Below are 14,798 nucleotides of genomic sequence, written 5' to 3'. Positions count from 1 at the left end.
CGTTCCGCACCCGGGTCAGACGCCGGCGTACGAGTGCTTGCCACTCACGAAGATGTTCACGCCGTAGTAGTTGAACAGCCAGCAACCGAACGCGATCAGCGCGAGGTAGGCGGCCTTGCGGCCCTTCCAGCCGGCGGTGGCGCGGGCGTGCAGATAGCCGGCGTAGGCGACCCAGGTGATGAAGGACCAGGTCTCCTTGGGGTCCCAGTTCCAGTAGCGGCCCCAGGCGTCGCCCGCCCAGATCGCGCCCGCGATGATCGTGAACGTCCACAGCGGGAAGACGGCCGCGTTGACCCGGTAGGCGAACTTGTCGAGCGAGGAGGAGGCGGGCAGCCGCTCCAGCACCGAGGTGGCGAACTTGCCGGGCCGGCCGCCGCTCTGCAGCTTGGTCTCGTACGAGTCCTTGAACAGGTAGAGGATCGTGGCGACCGCGCCGACGTAGAACACCGCACCGCAGAAGATCGCGGTGGAGACGTGGATGTACAGCCAGTACGAGTGCAGGGCGGGAACCAACTGGTCGCTGGCGGTGTACAAGACAGTGACAGCGAGGCCGAGGTCGAGGAGGACCGTGGTGGTGAGGAACAGCCCCAGCCAGCGGACGTTCTTCTTCAGCGCCAGCAGCGTGAGGTACACGCCGACGGCGACCGTGGAGAAGGTGATGTTGAACTCGTACATGTTGCCCCACGGCGCCCGCTCCACGGAGGCCGCGCGGGCGATGACCCCGCCCAGCTCCACCAGGAAGGCGAGCACGGTGAGCGAGACGGCGATACGCCCGTAGAGGTCGCCCTGCTGGTCACCGCCGTGCGCGCCGGGGCCGTCCGGCACGTCCCGGGCGCCGGCCGCCGACCGGACGACGACCTTGGGCCGCTCCAGCACGGCGGTACCGCCGGCGCTCTTCACGGTGACGGCGGGCGCGGCCGCCTTCTTCGGTGCGTCGGCGGTCAGCGCGGCGGCCGTACGGCCGACCTTGCTGCGGCTGCCGAGCAGCCATTCCGCGATGTACGCGAAGAAGGCCAGCGTATAGACGGCCATCGACGAGTAGATCAGGGTGTTGCTGACGCTCGCGAGATGTTCGTTGGTCGCGGCGGCGAGATCGATTGCGGCGGCGGAGGTCACTGCTTCTCAGCCCCTTCGGCGGGTACGGCTGGGGAGTCGGCGGATGGTGAGGGTTCGTCGTCGGGGTCTGGTGCCCCGGGCACGCGGTCGTAGAGGGCACCGGCGAGGTCGCCCAGTTCCTCGGGGACCTTGGCGGACTCGCTGCGGCCGAGGCCGGCCATCTCCACGACGGTGACGCCGTCGGGGCCGGGCGCGGCGCGCACCCAGACGCGGCGGCGCTGGATGAACAGGGACGCGGCGAGGCCGAGGATCGCGGCGATGGCACCGCCGAGCGCCCAGCCGGCGCCCCTTTCCTGGACGATCTCGAAGCCGGCCCATTCCTTGATCTCCTTGTTGAAGGTGATCGAGCCGGCGCCGCCCGGGAGCGTCATGGTCTGCCCCGGCGTGAGCTGCTTCTTCAGCAGCTTGCCCTGGGAGTCCTTGAACTCCTTCATATGGCTCTTGTCGAGCTGGTACACGCTCTGCGGCAGCCCGGAGTCGACGCCGAGGTCGCCGTGGTAGGCGTTCAGCGCCAGCATCGGGCTGAGCAACGCGGGGAACTGGGAGGCCATCGGGCTCCCCTTGCCCCCGTAGGTCGGCAGGAACCATGCCTGGAAGCCGAGCTGTTCGCTGACGCCCTGGGGGTTCTTGTAGCCGTCCATGACCTTGACCACACCGGAGGAGGTGACATTGCCGTCCAGCGGCAGAAGGGGGACCGCGTCATCGAAGACGACCTTGCCGTTGCCGTCGCGGACGGTGATGACCGGCGCATAGCCGTGGCTGACCAGGTAGACCTTGGCGCCGTCGATCTCCAGCGGCTTGTTGACCTTGACGGTCGCCGGGGTCTCCTTGCCGTAGGCGCCCTTGCTGTAGGTGATCTTGGCCTGGTAGGTGCGGGGGGTGCCGCGGTTCGGGCCGGTCAGCTCGTATGTGCCCTTGAAGTCCTTCAGGTCGAAGCTGAACGGCACCAGGTCGTCATTGGTGAACAGGCTGCCGGACTTGAAGTCGTCGTACTGCAGGATCGAGTTGGCGAACCCGTCGCCCTCGACGATCAGCTTGGTGCCGTCCGACTTGTACAACTGGCCCGAGGCGAAGGCGACCAGCATCACGATCAGCGCGATGTGGAAGGCCAGATTGCCCACTTCACGCAGGTAGCCCTTCTCGGCGGCGACCGCGTCCTGGGCCGGATGCGCGCGGAAGCGGCGCTTCTTCAGCAGCGCGAGCGCGGCCCGGCGGACCTCCTCGGGCTCGGCCGTCGTGCGCCAGCTGGTGTAGGCGGGCAGCCGGGTCAGCCGCTTGGGCGCGCCCGGCGGACGGCTGCGCAGCTGGCCCACGAACTGCCAGGTGCGGGGCACGATGCAGCCGATGAGGGAGACGAACAGCAGGATGTAGATCGCGGAGAACCACACCGAGCTGTAGACGTTGAACAGGCCGAGCTTGTCGTAGATCGGCGCGAGCGTCGAGTGGGCCTTGCGGAAGTCGTCGACCTTGGTGACGTCGATGCCGGTCTGCGGGATCAGCGAGCCGGGGATCGCGGCGAGCGACAGCAGCAGGAGCAGCAGCAGCGCGACCCGCATGGAGGTGAGCTGCCGCCAGAACCAGCGGGCCCAGCCGATGACGCCGAGCGCGGGCATGCTCACCGGCTCGTCGCGCGGCGCGGTGGACAGTTGGGAGCCGGCGTCCGCGAGTCCCTGTTCCTCCGCTGCGTCCGGGGAGTTGTCGGGCGCGGTCTTGGAAGTCGTGCTCATCGATCAGATCCCCACAGTGAAGCCGTTGGACCAGGTCTGCATCTCCTGCACCAGACGGTCCCAGGCGCCGGTCAGCAGGAGGACACCGGTGACGATCATCATGCTGCCGCCGATGCGCATCACCCAGACATAGTGGCGCTTGACCCAGCCGAAGGCACCGAGGGCCTTGCGGAAGGCCAGGGCGGCGAGCACGAACGGCACGCCGAGCCCGACGCAGTAGGCGACCGTCAGCAGGGCGCCGCGGCCGGCGCTGGCCTGGTTCATGGCGAGTCCCTGCACGGAGGCCAGCGTCGGGCCGATGCAGGGCGTCCAGCCGATCCCGAACAGCGCGCCGAGCAGCGGCGCCCCGATCAGTCCGGTGCTCGGCCGCTGGTGGAAGCGGAACTCACGCTGGGTGAGCCAGGGCATCAGCCCCATGAAGAACACACCCATGACGACCATGAGCACGCCCAGCACCTTGGTCAGTACGTCCTGGTGGTCCAGCAGGGTCGAGCCGAAGTAGCCGAACAGGGCGCCGCCCGAGACGAAGACGACGGTGAAGCCGAGGACGAACAGGGAGGCGCCCGTGACCATCCGCCCGCGCCGGGCGTCCGCCAGATCGGTGCCGGCGACTCCGGTGACATAGGAGAGATAGCCGGGGACGAGCGGCAGGACGCACGGGGAGAAGAAGGAGACGAGACCGCCGACGACCGCGATCGGCAGCGCGATGAGCAGGGCGCCGCTGAACACGGTCTCGTTGCGGCCCGTCGCCTCGGCGAGCGTCAGGAGTGCACTCACGTCACTTCTCCGCGAGGACCGGCTTGATCATCTTGACCAGGTTCTCCTCGCTGAGGGCCTGCAGGGCGCGCGCGGCGATCTTCCCGTCCCGGTCTATGACGAGCGTGGAGGGGATCAGCTGCGGATTGAGGGTGCCCTTCTTGAACCGGAGCATGAGCTTGCCCGTCGGGTCGTACAGGCTGGGGTAGGTGATCCCCTGCTGCTTCTCGAAGGCGAGGGCCGGGGTGGTGCTGGAGTCCCGGGTGTTGATGCCGACGAACTGGACGCCCTTGCCGGCGTACTCCTCGGAGACCTTGGCGAAGTACTTGCCCTCGGCGCGGCACGGCCCGCACCACGAGCCCCACACGTTGACGACGACGACCTTGCCCTTGTAGTCGGCGATGTCGAGCGTCTTGCCGTCGATCGTCTTCCCGGACAGGTCGGGCGCCGCGTCCCGCGAGCCCTTCGCGGCCGTGTCGATGCCGTTGTTCCCGGTGACGAAGTTGGTGTTGCCGCCGCCCCCGGAAATGCCGCCGGAGCCGCACGCGGACAGGGTCAGGGCCGCCGCGGCGGCCACGGCGCTGAACAGGACGGCGCGGCTGCGGGTACTCATGTGAAAAGTTTCGCATGCCCGTTCCGGGGATCTTGGGCACCCCCCTTGCGGACGGAAACCCCCATTTCAGGCGGCGTTCGCGGGGGCCTCGGCGCCCTCGGAGAGGAAGGTCTTCCAGCCGCCGGTCGGGCGCTGTCCGACGTCCAGCGTGCGGAGCCTGTCGAGCGTGGCCGGACGCTGTGCGTCGAGCCAGTCGACGAACTGCCGGAAGGAGACCAGCCGTACGTCGGCGCCCTTGTCCCGCTCCCGCGCGATGTGCTCGAACGCCTCCTGGACGGCGTCCATGTAGATGCCGCCGTTCCACTGCTCGAAGTGGTTGCCTATGAAGAAGGGCGCTCTGTTTGTCTCGTATGCCCGCTTGAATCCCGCGATGTAAGCCTGGGCCGACTGCCGCCGCCAGCCCGGGTAGTTGTACGCCGGCGCCCTGGTCGAGTTGACCGACTGGTTGGCGAGCATGTTGTAGTCCATGGACAGGACCTCGAAGGAACGGCCGGGGAACGGTATCTGCTGCAACGGCAGGTCCCACACGCCGAGCTTCTTGCCGGGCCACACCTGACGGCCGCCGGGCGAGGAGGCGTCGTAGCGCCAGCCCAGCTCGCGGGCGGTCGGCAGCAGATTGTCCTGGCCGAGCAGGCACGGCGTACGGCCGCCGACGAGTTCCTTGTCGTAGTCGAAGGGCAGCGCGGGCAGATCGCTCCAGCCGCTGTTGGTCCGCCACCGCTTCACGAACGACGTGGCCTGCTCGATCTCGCTGCGCCACTGACCCGGGGTCCAGTTGCCGACGGTGCCGTATCCGGAGCAGAAGTGCCCGTTGAAGTGGGTGCCGATCTCGTGGCCCTCCAGCCAGGCGCGGCGGATGTTCTTCAGCGTGGCCCTGATGTGCTCGTCGGTGAGATAGCCGATGTCGGAGGCGCCGCGCGGGTTGTTCGGCGGGTCGTACAGGCGCTTCTTCGACTCGGGCAGCAGATACAGCCCGGAGAGGAAGAAGGTCATGCTCGCGCCGTGTTCCTTGGCCAGGTCGAGGAAGCGCGGGAAGAGGCCGTTGCCGACCTCGCCCGCACCGTCCCAGGAGAAGACCACGAACTGCGGCGGCACCTGGCCGGGCTCCAGCGGCTCGGGCGGGCCGGGCTGGTGCGGCTGCTTGCCCGTGAAGGCCGTGGAGCCGTCGCCGATGGGCCGCGCGGCCGGGGCGTCGCCCTTGCCGCTGCCGTGCGCCCTGTCACTCCCGCCGCGGTCCTTGCCGCCCCCACCGGAACCGGACGCGTGCCCGCCGCCGTCCGATGCTCTGAGAGAGCCGCATCCCGCGAGTCCGGCGGCCGTGGCGCCCGCGCCGAGGCCGAGTACTCCCCTCCGGGAGAAGGTGCGCATGAAATCCCCGATCCGTCACGTCCTGCTGCTGGTCACCCCCTCAGAGGGCCCGAGGAACACCAAGGTTCCAATCATTCACCCATATTTACCTACCAACCCCACCAACGTGTCGCATACCACACCCGGGGACGAGCAACGTGGGGCACCTCGGGGGGCCTTGGTCGAGCGCCGGGGGCGTCGTGGGGGCGCGGGGCGACTCCGCGGGCGAGCGCCGTGGGGGGGCCTCGGGGACACCGTGGACGAGCACCGGGAGCGCCATGGGAGTGCCTGGGCGAGCGACGTGGGGGCGCCTTGGGCAGGCGCCGGGGCGGGGCCGGCAACCCAAGCGGGGCCGGGCGCCGTGGGCGAGCGCCGTGGACGAGCACCGGGAACGCCAAGGCAGTGCCCTGCGCGAACGCCATGGGAGCGACTTGGACAGGCACCGGCGCGGGGCCGGCAACCCAGACGGGGCCGGACGCCGCGGGCGAACACCGTGGGCGGGCGCCGGCGGCGGGGCAGGGCAGCAAGGCGGATCCGGGTACCCAGGTGGGGGCACGCCTCGTACGGGTCCGGGAACCCAGGCAAGGGCACGCCCCCCAGACGCGTCCGGATACCCATGCCGGGGCACGCGCCCAGGCAGTCCAGGTGCCGGATCGGAGCCAGACAGCGGCGCGGGGCCGGGCACCGTGGGCGCAGCGGACGCCAGGGCGGAACCGGCTGCCGTGGCGCCAAGGCCCCGTGCTGAGGGCCGGACCGCGCCCAGGGGCGGAGCCCCACACCCAGGACGGAGCCAAGCGTCGAGGGCGGCGCCCCGCGCCGAGGACAGAGCTGTGCGCTGAGGGCAGAGCCGGGCCCCGAGACGGAGTCGCACGCCGAGGACGAAACCCCTGACCGACGGCCGAAGCCCGCGCCCAGGCAGACCCCACGCCGAGGACGGAGCTATGCACCAAAAGCGGAGCCGCGCGCCGAGGGCGTGACCCGCGCCGAGGGCAGAGTCAGGCGCCAGGGCGGAACTCCGCGCCAAGGGCCGAACCACGCCCAGGGGCGGAGCCCCACACCCAGGACGGAGCCGGATGCCGAAGTCGGAACCCCGCGCCGGGCTGCGGGGCTCCGCGCGACGTCCGTGCGGTGGTGCGCGGCCCGCCCGGCGATGCGCACGTCCGCGGTTCAGGCCCCGGAGGCGCGTCGGCACGCAGGCGCCGCAACCCCCGCAGGCGAGGCCACGCTCGGGGCCCTACAGCCCGTAAGCGCATCGGCACACCGGCCGCACAGCCCCTAGGCGTGTCCACCGCATGTCGACGATCAGACCCCGCGCCCACGCTGAGGCCCCACAGCCCGCAGACGCACCGGCGCTCAAGCCCCACCGCCCGCAGGCGCGTCGGCCCTCAGGCCCCACAAGCCCCCAGGCGCACCGACGCTCAAGCCCCACCGCCCGCAGACGCATCGACACTCAAGCCCCACAAGCCCCCGGGCGCATCGGCACTCAAGCCCCACAAGCCCGCAGGCGCGTCGGCACTCAAGCCCCACAAGCCCGCAGGCGCGTCGGCGCTCTGGCCCCACAAGCCCGTAGGTGGTTCACGGCTGGAGAGGCGTGCGGTTTCAGGCGCCGTAGGGCTTGCCCTTGCCCTTGCCCTTTGTTGGCTTGGCGCCGATGCGCAGGTGGGGTGGGACGAGGTCGCGGGCGGGCTCGGTGTAGCCGACCGAGACGATCCGGTCCCCCTGGTAGGTGAACGTCGTCAGCGAGGCGAGCGTGCACTGCCGCTTGCGCGGGTCGTGCCACAGCCGCCGCCCTTCGACGTACGACCGCACGATCCAGATCGGCAGCTGATGGCTGACCAGCACCGCCTCGTGCCCGCGCGCCCGGTCCCGGGCGGCGTCCAGCGCGCCCTTCATCCGGACCACCTGGTCGATGTACGGCTCACCCCAGGACGGCCTGAACGGGTTGACGAGGTGCTTCCAGTTGCCGGGCTTGCGCAGCGCCCCGTCGCCCACCCCGAACGTCTTGCCCTGGAAGGCGTTCGCGGCCTCGATGAGCCGTTCGTCGGTGTCGAGGCCGAGCCCGTGCGCCTTGGCGATCGGGGTCGCGGTCTCCTGCGCCCGCTCCAGCGGGGACGCCGCGACGTACGTCACATCGCGGGACGACAGATGCTCGGCGACCCGGTCGGCCATCCGCCGCCCGAGGTCGGACAGGTGGTAGCCGGGCATCCGCCCGTAGAGGACCCCGCCCGGGTTGGCGACCTCGCCGTGCCGCATCAGATGGACGACCGTGATGTCCTTGCCGGTGCTCATGCGGTGGCCTCCGCGGCCGCTCGGGCCGCCGCCGGAAGGGCGTCGGCGATCTTCTGGAGGGCCCGCTCGTCGTGGGCGGTGGACACGAACCAGGACTCGAAGGACGACGGCGGCAGATAGACGCCGTTCGCCAGCAGCGAGTGGAAGAAGGCGGTGAAGCGGAAGGACTCCTGCCGTTTGGCGTCCTCGTAGTCGCGCACCCGCCGGTCGGTGAAGAACACGGAGAACATGTTGGAGGCGGTCTGCACCTGGTGCGCGACACCCTCCTTGGTCAGCGCCTCGCTGACGAGGGAGCGGATCTGCGCGGAGACGGCGTCGACCGTCTCGTACGCGGCGTCGTCCAGCAGCCGCAGCTGGGCGAGGCCCGCGGCGGTGGCGACCGGATTGCCGGAGAGCGTGCCCGCCTGGTAGACCGGCCCGGCCGGGGCGAGATGGGCCATGACGTCCGCGCGACCGCCGAAGGCCGCCGCCGGGAACCCGCCGCCCATCACCTTGCCGAAGGTCATCAGGTCCGGCTTGACGCCCTCGATCCCGTACCAGCCGCTCCGACTGGTACGGAAACCGGTCATGACCTCGTCGGAGATGAACAGGGCGCCGTTCTTGGCGCACGCGTCCCTCAGCCCCTGGTTGAAGCCGGGCTCGGGCGGCACGACGCCCATGTTGCCGGGCGACGCCTCCGTGATCACACACGCGATCTCGCCGGGGTGCCGGTGGAATGCCTCCTGCACGGCCTCCAGGTCGTTGTACGGCAGCACGATGGTGTCGCCGGCCTGGGCGCCGGTGACCCCGGGGGTGTCGGGCAGCGCGAAGGTGGCGACGCCGGACCCGGCGGCGGCGAGCAGCGAGTCGACATGACCGTGATAGCAGCCGGCGAACTTGATCACCTTGGACCGCCGGGTGAACCCGCGCGCGAGCCGGATCGCCGACATGGTCGCCTCGGTCCCGCTGGACACCAGCCGCACCTGCTCGACCGGCTCGACCCGGGCGACGATCTCCTCGGCGAGGGCCACCTCGCCCTCCCCGGGCGTCCCGAAGGACGTGCCGCGCGCGACGGCCTCCTGTACGGCGGCGATCACCTCGGGGTGCGAGTGCCCGAGGATCATCGGACCCCAGGAGCACACGAGGTCGACGTACTCCCGCCCGTCGGCGTCGGTCAGATAGGGGCCGGATCCGGACACCATGAACCGGGGCGTGCCGCCCACGGCGCGGAAGGCGCGCACCGGCGAGTTCACGCCGCCCGGGGTGACGGCGGACGCGCGGTCGAACAGTGCCTGCGAGACGGGCGCTTCATAGGGGTAGGGCGCACCTGAAGGGGACGATTCACTCATGACCTGCGACTTCTCCGACCTCTCCGACCTTCTCCGACCTTCCCCGAAGTTCTCGGCGATTCTCGGACTCCGGGTTGCGTAGTGACCTCCTCAGGGTAGGCCGCCGCCGTCGCGGCTCCCGCAAACACGTGGTCCAACGCCCGTCATCTGCGAGACTGTGGGCCGAGACGGCCTGATACACAGGGCGAAACCACAGAAGGACACCAGTTCATACGGCACACGGTGATCAACAGCCACGAAGGTCCCGCGGACTGATGTTTCAACGCACGTTTCGGCGGGCGGACGTGGGGGAGGTCACTGACACGATGATCGGGTTGCGCGGCGGGGGCCACGCGTCCTAGAAAAGCAGTCGGGTGGAGATATGCATCGCGGTGGCGGACTGGGCGAGGGGACTGATGACCTGGGTCCTCGACGCGCCCGGCGGGGAAGGCACCGGCGCGACGCGGAGGAGACGACCGAAGCACGTCAGGCACAGGGTGTACCGGGAGAGCCCGAGCGGCCCGACCGGCGGACCGACCGCTGGGCCGACCGCCGGGTCGACCGCCTCCGGGCGGGGAGCAGAAATGGTGGTCGGGTGGGGGTGACGTACAAATACTTCGGCGCGCCCGACGGCGCGACCGCGGCCCGGGTCCCGATCTCGATGCGCCCCGAAGAACTCGGCGGCGACGAACTGGGCATGAACGGCATGTTCACCAAGATCAAGCCGGAGACGATGGCCGCGATGGTGCTGACCGGCATCGAGGGCGTGCCCCTGCACAAGGTGCCGCCGCTCGAACTGGTGGTCCTGCACCCCGACTACGCGGTGGTCAAACTGCCGATGACGGTGGTCGACCCGCTCCGCGGCATCGGCGAGGAAGCGGTGGGCGCGGCGGCGTTCATCTGGTCCACGGTCCCGGACCGCGGCGGCCCACGGGACGCGTTCAACGTGTACCAACTCCTGCACGAATGGCAGGACTTCAGCCACCGCCTGCACGAGGCAGGCCACCAGCCGTACTGCCTGGTGTGGCCCTGACCCAGAACACCCCCGGCCCGGGCGGGGCTACAACACCCCGCCCCCACAACCGCTTTGCGCGCGTTTCCTGAGTGAACGTTCGGAACGGCGTCACCGCACCGTGACCAGAGGCTCCAGCAACTCCAGTGCTTCCTCCCAGCGGAAGCGTTCCGCCGCGCCACCGGCCCTCGGCCTGTGCGGTTCGCAGGAGCCGATCAGGACTCCCATCCCCCGCAGCCGGTCCAGGCTCTGCTGATAGGCGGGGTGGGCGGCCTGGGCGGAGTTCAGGTAGGGCAGTGCCACGGTCGGGATGCCCATGCCGTACGCCTCGCACAGAATGCCCAGGGCGAGAGTGTCGGAGATTCCGGCGGCCCACTTGTTGATCGTGTTGAAGGTGGCGGGGGCAACGGCGATAGCGTCCGCCGGGGGCAGTGGGCGCGGGTCTCCCGGTGAACGCCAGGCGGAGCGGATCGGGTAGCCGGTCTGTGCCTCGATCGCCCTGGCGTCGATGAAGCCGAGTCCCTGCGGTGTGGCGATGGCGCCGACGTCCCAGTTCGCCTCCTGGGCGGTGGTGATGAGCTTGCCGACGTCACGGGCCACGCCTGCCGCGCACACGACGACGTACAGGAAGGGCTTCTTGTCCGGGGCGGTCGGTTCGGTCACGCGGGGACTCCCAGTTGGCGGCTGAAGTGGTGCAGTTCCGGCAGGGTACGTCGGCGGTCGCGGGCGGCCATGGCGGCGACCAGGTTGCGGACATCTGGGCGGCGGATGTCCTGGGCGGCGCAGGTCTCGGCGATCCGCAGGGCCTGGTAGCCGTCGGCCAGGCGGCCCTGCTGGCTGTAGGCGCGGGCCGCTTCGACCCACAGTGCGGCGCGGCGTTCGGGGACCGGGATGTGTCGGCGCATGAGGGGCCGGGCCGCCTGAAGGGCGAGGCCGGCGTCGCCGAAGGCCACCAGGGCGCTCAGCTCGTGCAGGGCGACATTGGTGGAGCTGAAGGTGGCCCAGGCGTCGGGCTGGTCGAGAGTGACGTACCGGGAGACTTCCTTGGCCTCGCTGAGGAATTCCTTCGTGGCCGCGCGATCACCGCGGCTGCTGGCCGCAGTCACTCCGCGCAGGAGCAGCAGTCCGACAGCGGCGAGGTACTTCGGAGAGCGCCGGTCGTAGGAGCCGGTGAGCTGGTCGGCGGTGTGCCGAACCAGGGTGACGGCCTCGGTGGCGTGCTTCTCACGGACCAGGACATGGGCCTGCACACGGACGCTGGAGGCGAGGACCACCGGATCCCCCGAGCGTTCGGCCTCGGCCATCGCCCGGCCGACGGCGAGCCATGCGTTGCCCTGGTCGTGCTGCTTGAGCAACAGGCTCGTCGTCGTCTGATACGCCGTGGCTAGGAGCCGGGACACGAGGTCCCTGTCCGTCGCATCGCTGGCAGCCATCCGCAGGTCGGCGATCAGGCTTGGGAGGGTGCGCTCCAGCTCCGTGTAGTGGCAGGTATGGAAGAGCCTGAGTGCTGATCCGACGTGTTCGTACAGGACTGCCGTGTCCTGTGGGCCACCGGTGCCTGCGGGGCCGGGACCGGGCAGGAGGGCCTGGACGAGGGCGGTGTGCGAGGCCGAAGAGCCGGCCGGGGCCGCGAGCGCTGCGATGCTCGCGGTGAGGAAGGTGCGGCGGTGCATGTCGTCAGCTTCTTGATCGGCGGCGGAGACGTCCTGAGATGGGGCGAGGCCCAACTCATGAGGCGGGATGTTCAGTTCCTGCGCGATGGCGCGTAGTACGCGGATGTCCTCCGTGCCGCGACCGCTCTCCAGACGGCTCACCTTGGACTGGTGATACCCGAGCGCTGCGGCCACGTCGTGCTGTGAACGCCGCTGTAACACCCGTGCCCGGCGGATCCGTTCTCCGATCCGTCTCGCTTCGCCATGCGCATCGGCCATCTGCCACGGCTCCTTCCGCCGTCGCTGATCCTGCCTGCTCAATCGAGCATAGGTCAGACCTAGTTGGCGGTGATGCAGCTCCTGCATAAGTCATGCAGCGCCCGCGTCAGGGCTCACCACTCACGGCGACGGACTGGTTGCTTGGTGTGGCCCCACCTACACCGGAGGCCGCTCATGGAAGCGCACCAGCTCGCTTTCTTCCTACCAGCGACGCCCGCCGCACCAAGCGAGGCCCGGCACCAGGTCGTGGATGCGATAGCGGGCTGGGACGCGGGACTGGGCACCGATGTGGTGCACGCGGCCGAACTGCTGGTCAGCGAACTCGTCACCAACGCTGTCCAGTACGCCGGCACCGGATCCGTCTCACTCGTGGTCTGTCTCGACGAGGCCGTCCTGCGGATCGAGGTCTGCGACACGAGCCCGGTGCTGCCCCAGCCGGCACTGCCCGACGCGGACAGCGAGGGCGGCCGGGGCCTGTTCCTCGTCGCCGCTCTCGCCAACCGGTACCACGCCGAGCCGACGGAGAACGGCAAGCGCTGCTGGGCCGAAATCGACCTGACCAGCAAACCCAGCCAGGACATCGCCTGTTTCCTTCCTCTGCAGAGGAGTTGATGATGACGACCACCCACGCCCCCAAAGTGGCCGCCGAGGTGATCGCCGTACGCCCTGGGCCGCCGCTCGTCGGCACCGTGTGCGTCGACGGCTCCAAGAACGCCGCTCTGCCGCTCCTGGCCGCCGCGGCGGCCTTCGGTCGCGCGGTCCGGCTGAGCAACGTCCCGGACAGCACGGACGTCCAGATCATGCTCGCTCTGCTGCAACAGGCAGGGTGGCATGTCGCGCAGCCCGTCGGAGAACCGACTACGTATGTGGTCCTGCCGACGGAGGCATCTGGGGGGTTGCCCGATCTGGCGCAGGCAGCCCAGATCCGAGCCTCGTACTACCTCGTCCCCGCCCTGCTCGCGCGTTACGGCCAGGCACGGCTGCCCTGGCCGGGCGGCTGCCGGATCGGTGCGCGCGGGATGGAGCTGCACTTCAAGGTGTACGAGGCGTTCGGCGACCGGAGCCGGCAGGACAGCTCCGGATACGGCATCAGGGCCCTCACTTCTCACACCGGCACCGTCTCCATCGCACTGCCGTTCCGCTCTCGCGGTGCGACCGTGGCCGCGACACTGCGCGCCCTCACGACCGGTCGGCCCTTACGGCTGGGCCAGCCCAATCTCTCGCCCGAGGTCCTGAGCGTGCTCGACGCCCTGAGTTCGGTGGGCTGGGAGACGCGCGCAGGCGAACATGTGCTCGCTCTCTCACCGCCCTCCTCGCCGCCGGCTGCCCCCGTTGCCTGGACGGTGCCCGGAGACAAGATCGAGGCAGCCACACTGGCCTGCGCCATCGCCGCGACGCGGGGCAATGCCCGTATCGACGGCGTGCAAGGCAAGGACGTAGGCCCGTTCGCAGCTGCCCTTCATCAGCTCGGCATCCCCGCAGACGCGGAGCCGAATGGCCTTACCGTCCGCGCCCAGGAGACATCCCCCACTGGCCGTCCCCTGCGAGCCATCGCCTCCCTGAGCCCGGTCGGCCTGGACGCCGACTTCGAACCACCGCTCATGGCACTCGCCCTCGGACTGCCCGGCACGCATCTGTTCGCCGACGCCATCAATCCCGGCCGCCACGGCAACCTGCTGCCGCAGCTGACCCGCCTGGGCGCCGAGATCGAAGAGATCTCGCCCACCGAATGCCGCCTGACCGGGCCCCAGCAGCTGACGGGCGCGGGCGTCGAAGCCACCGACATCCGCACCGGGTCCGCCCTGATGGTCGCCGGCCTCACCGCCCGAGGCGTCACCACCATCGGCGGCCTCGACCAGCTGCGCCGCGGCCACGCCGACCTGACCGGCAAGCTGCGCACCCTGGGCGCCGACATCTGCGAGGTCACCCCGTGACCACCGGCGGCCGGAACCTGCGGCAGATCGTCGCCACGACGGACGTCCACTCGGCATTCGACAACGCCGCGCCCTTCCTGGCCCACCTCCACGCGCTGCGCCCGACCTCGCTCATCGTGGACTGCGGTGACTTCTTCGAAGGCAGCGGGTATTGCCGCCTCGCTGGCGGCACGATCGAGCGGGAGATCCTGCTCATGCTGTACGACGTGCTGGCCCCTGGCAACCACGGCTGGCCCCACCACTTCGAGCCGGACCTTCACCGGCGCATGTCTGCGCCAACGCCGTCAACGCCAGCACCGGCGACGCTCTCTTCCGCCGCCTGCACATCGCCGACATTGATGGACGACGCGTCGGCGTAACCGCTGTGATCGGCCGGCAAGCCTTCCACTCGATCCCGGCCGCCCAACGTGTCGACCACTGCGTCACCGATCCCGTCCAAGCCCTGCGCGAGCTGATTCTCGCCCACCACCACGAGATGGACAGTTGGGTTGTGCTCAGCCACTCCGGCTTCGACGAGGATCGGAAACTCGCGGCGGCATGTCCATTCCTCGACGTGATCTTCGCCGGCCACTGCCACAGCGATCAGTGCGAGCCGGTCCGAGTCAACGGCACCCTGGTCGTCAAGGGCAGGGAACTCGCCAACGGTTATGCGATCGCCACGCCCGTAGGTACGGGATGGGGTGCAGGCACCACATCCTTCCCGGATCGGGTCCCAAGCGTCGTTCCGACGGAGCTTGCGGATCTGCGCTCCCGCATCGAAGACGTC

Annotated in this window: 12 protein-coding genes and 1 pseudogene; 4 read left to right on the top strand and 9 right to left on the bottom strand. The window is 70.0% G+C overall.

The genetic code is table 11. From position 1 onward, the window contains the following. Positions 1-15: 15 nt before the first annotated feature. The 7 genes from ccsB to hemL all read right to left on the bottom strand — a co-directional run bounded on the left by ccsB (position 16) and on the right by hemL (position 9,176). Positions 16-1,116, bottom strand: a complete 1,101-nt coding sequence (gene ccsB / locus AC27LF_RS20940) for a c-type cytochrome biogenesis protein CcsB (protein WP_479659221.1) — start codon at positions 1,114-1,116, stop codon at positions 16-18. Then, positions 1,113-2,843: a cytochrome c biogenesis protein ResB gene (resB, locus tag AC27LF_RS20935; RefSeq protein WP_479659222.1), complete on the bottom strand. Its 1,731-nt coding sequence runs from the start codon at positions 2,841-2,843 to the stop codon at positions 1,113-1,115. Before resB ends, ccsB begins: the two co-directional genes overlap by 4 nt. 3 nt (positions 2,844-2,846) lie before the next feature. Next, a complete protein-coding gene (locus tag AC27LF_RS20930) occupies positions 2,847-3,620 on the bottom strand; it encodes a cytochrome c biogenesis CcdA family protein (protein WP_479659223.1) in 774 nt (257 codons plus the stop codon). A 1-nt stretch (position 3,621) separates the two neighbouring features. Beyond that, on the bottom strand, positions 3,622-4,212 hold the full coding sequence (locus tag AC27LF_RS20925) for a TlpA family protein disulfide reductase (protein WP_479659224.1): 591 nt from the start codon (positions 4,210-4,212) through the stop codon (positions 3,622-3,624). A 66-nt stretch (positions 4,213-4,278) separates the two neighbouring features. Then, the gene (locus AC27LF_RS20920) at positions 4,279-5,580 is read right to left on the bottom strand and encodes a polysaccharide deacetylase family protein (RefSeq protein ID WP_479659225.1); all 1,302 of its coding nucleotides are present in this window, start codon (positions 5,578-5,580) and stop codon (positions 4,279-4,281) included. Positions 5,581-7,158: 1,578 nt separating this feature from the next. Next, positions 7,159-7,848 (bottom strand): histidine phosphatase family protein, encoded by a 690-nt coding sequence (locus tag AC27LF_RS20915; RefSeq protein WP_479659226.1) that lies wholly within the window; start codon positions 7,846-7,848, stop codon positions 7,159-7,161. Further along, positions 7,845-9,176, bottom strand: a complete 1,332-nt coding sequence (hemL, locus tag AC27LF_RS20910; RefSeq protein WP_479659227.1) for a glutamate-1-semialdehyde 2,1-aminomutase — start codon at positions 9,174-9,176, stop codon at positions 7,845-7,847. The genes AC27LF_RS20915 and hemL overlap by 4 nt, the downstream gene beginning before the upstream one ends. A gap of 574 nt (positions 9,177-9,750) precedes the next feature. On the opposite strand from hemL, the gene AC27LF_RS20905 reads away from it, so the two are divergent. Next, positions 9,751-10,188 (top strand): hypothetical protein, encoded by a 438-nt coding sequence (locus tag AC27LF_RS20905; RefSeq protein WP_003974483.1) that lies wholly within the window; start codon positions 9,751-9,753, stop codon positions 10,186-10,188. Between the two features lie 90 nt (positions 10,189-10,278). On the opposite strand, the gene AC27LF_RS20900 is transcribed toward AC27LF_RS20905, so the two are convergent. Together AC27LF_RS20900 and AC27LF_RS20895 are read right to left on the bottom strand one after the other, a co-directional pair. Beyond that, positions 10,279-10,830, bottom strand: a complete 552-nt coding sequence (locus tag AC27LF_RS20900) for a flavoprotein (RefSeq protein WP_479659228.1) — start codon at positions 10,828-10,830, stop codon at positions 10,279-10,281. Beyond that, entirely contained in the window at positions 10,827-12,098 is a 1,272-nt protein-coding gene (locus AC27LF_RS20895) for a helix-turn-helix domain-containing protein (protein ID WP_479659229.1), read from the bottom strand. The genes AC27LF_RS20900 and AC27LF_RS20895 overlap by 4 nt, the downstream gene beginning before the upstream one ends. A 174-nt stretch (positions 12,099-12,272) precedes the next feature. Here AC27LF_RS20895 and AC27LF_RS20890 point away from each other — a divergent pair, with 174 nt between their 5' ends. The 3 genes and pseudogenes from AC27LF_RS20890 to AC27LF_RS20880 form a co-directional block, all read left to right on the top strand. Continuing rightward, complete coding sequence (locus tag AC27LF_RS20890; protein WP_479659230.1) at positions 12,273-12,710, top strand: ATP-binding protein; 438 nt, start codon at positions 12,273-12,275, stop codon at positions 12,708-12,710. Positions 12,711-12,712: 2 nt separating this feature from the next. Continuing rightward, a complete protein-coding gene (locus AC27LF_RS20885; protein ID WP_479659231.1) occupies positions 12,713-14,032 on the top strand; it encodes a UDP-N-acetylglucosamine 1-carboxyvinyltransferase in 1,320 nt (439 codons plus the stop codon). Beyond that, positions 14,029-14,798: pseudogene (locus tag AC27LF_RS20880) on the top strand (bifunctional UDP-sugar hydrolase/5'-nucleotidase); the annotation flags it as partial. The gene AC27LF_RS20885 and the pseudogene AC27LF_RS20880, both read left to right, overlap by 4 nt.

The organism is Streptomyces diversicolor, assembly GCF_057537855.1.
This window is presented reverse-complemented; position numbering and strand designations above follow the sequence as displayed.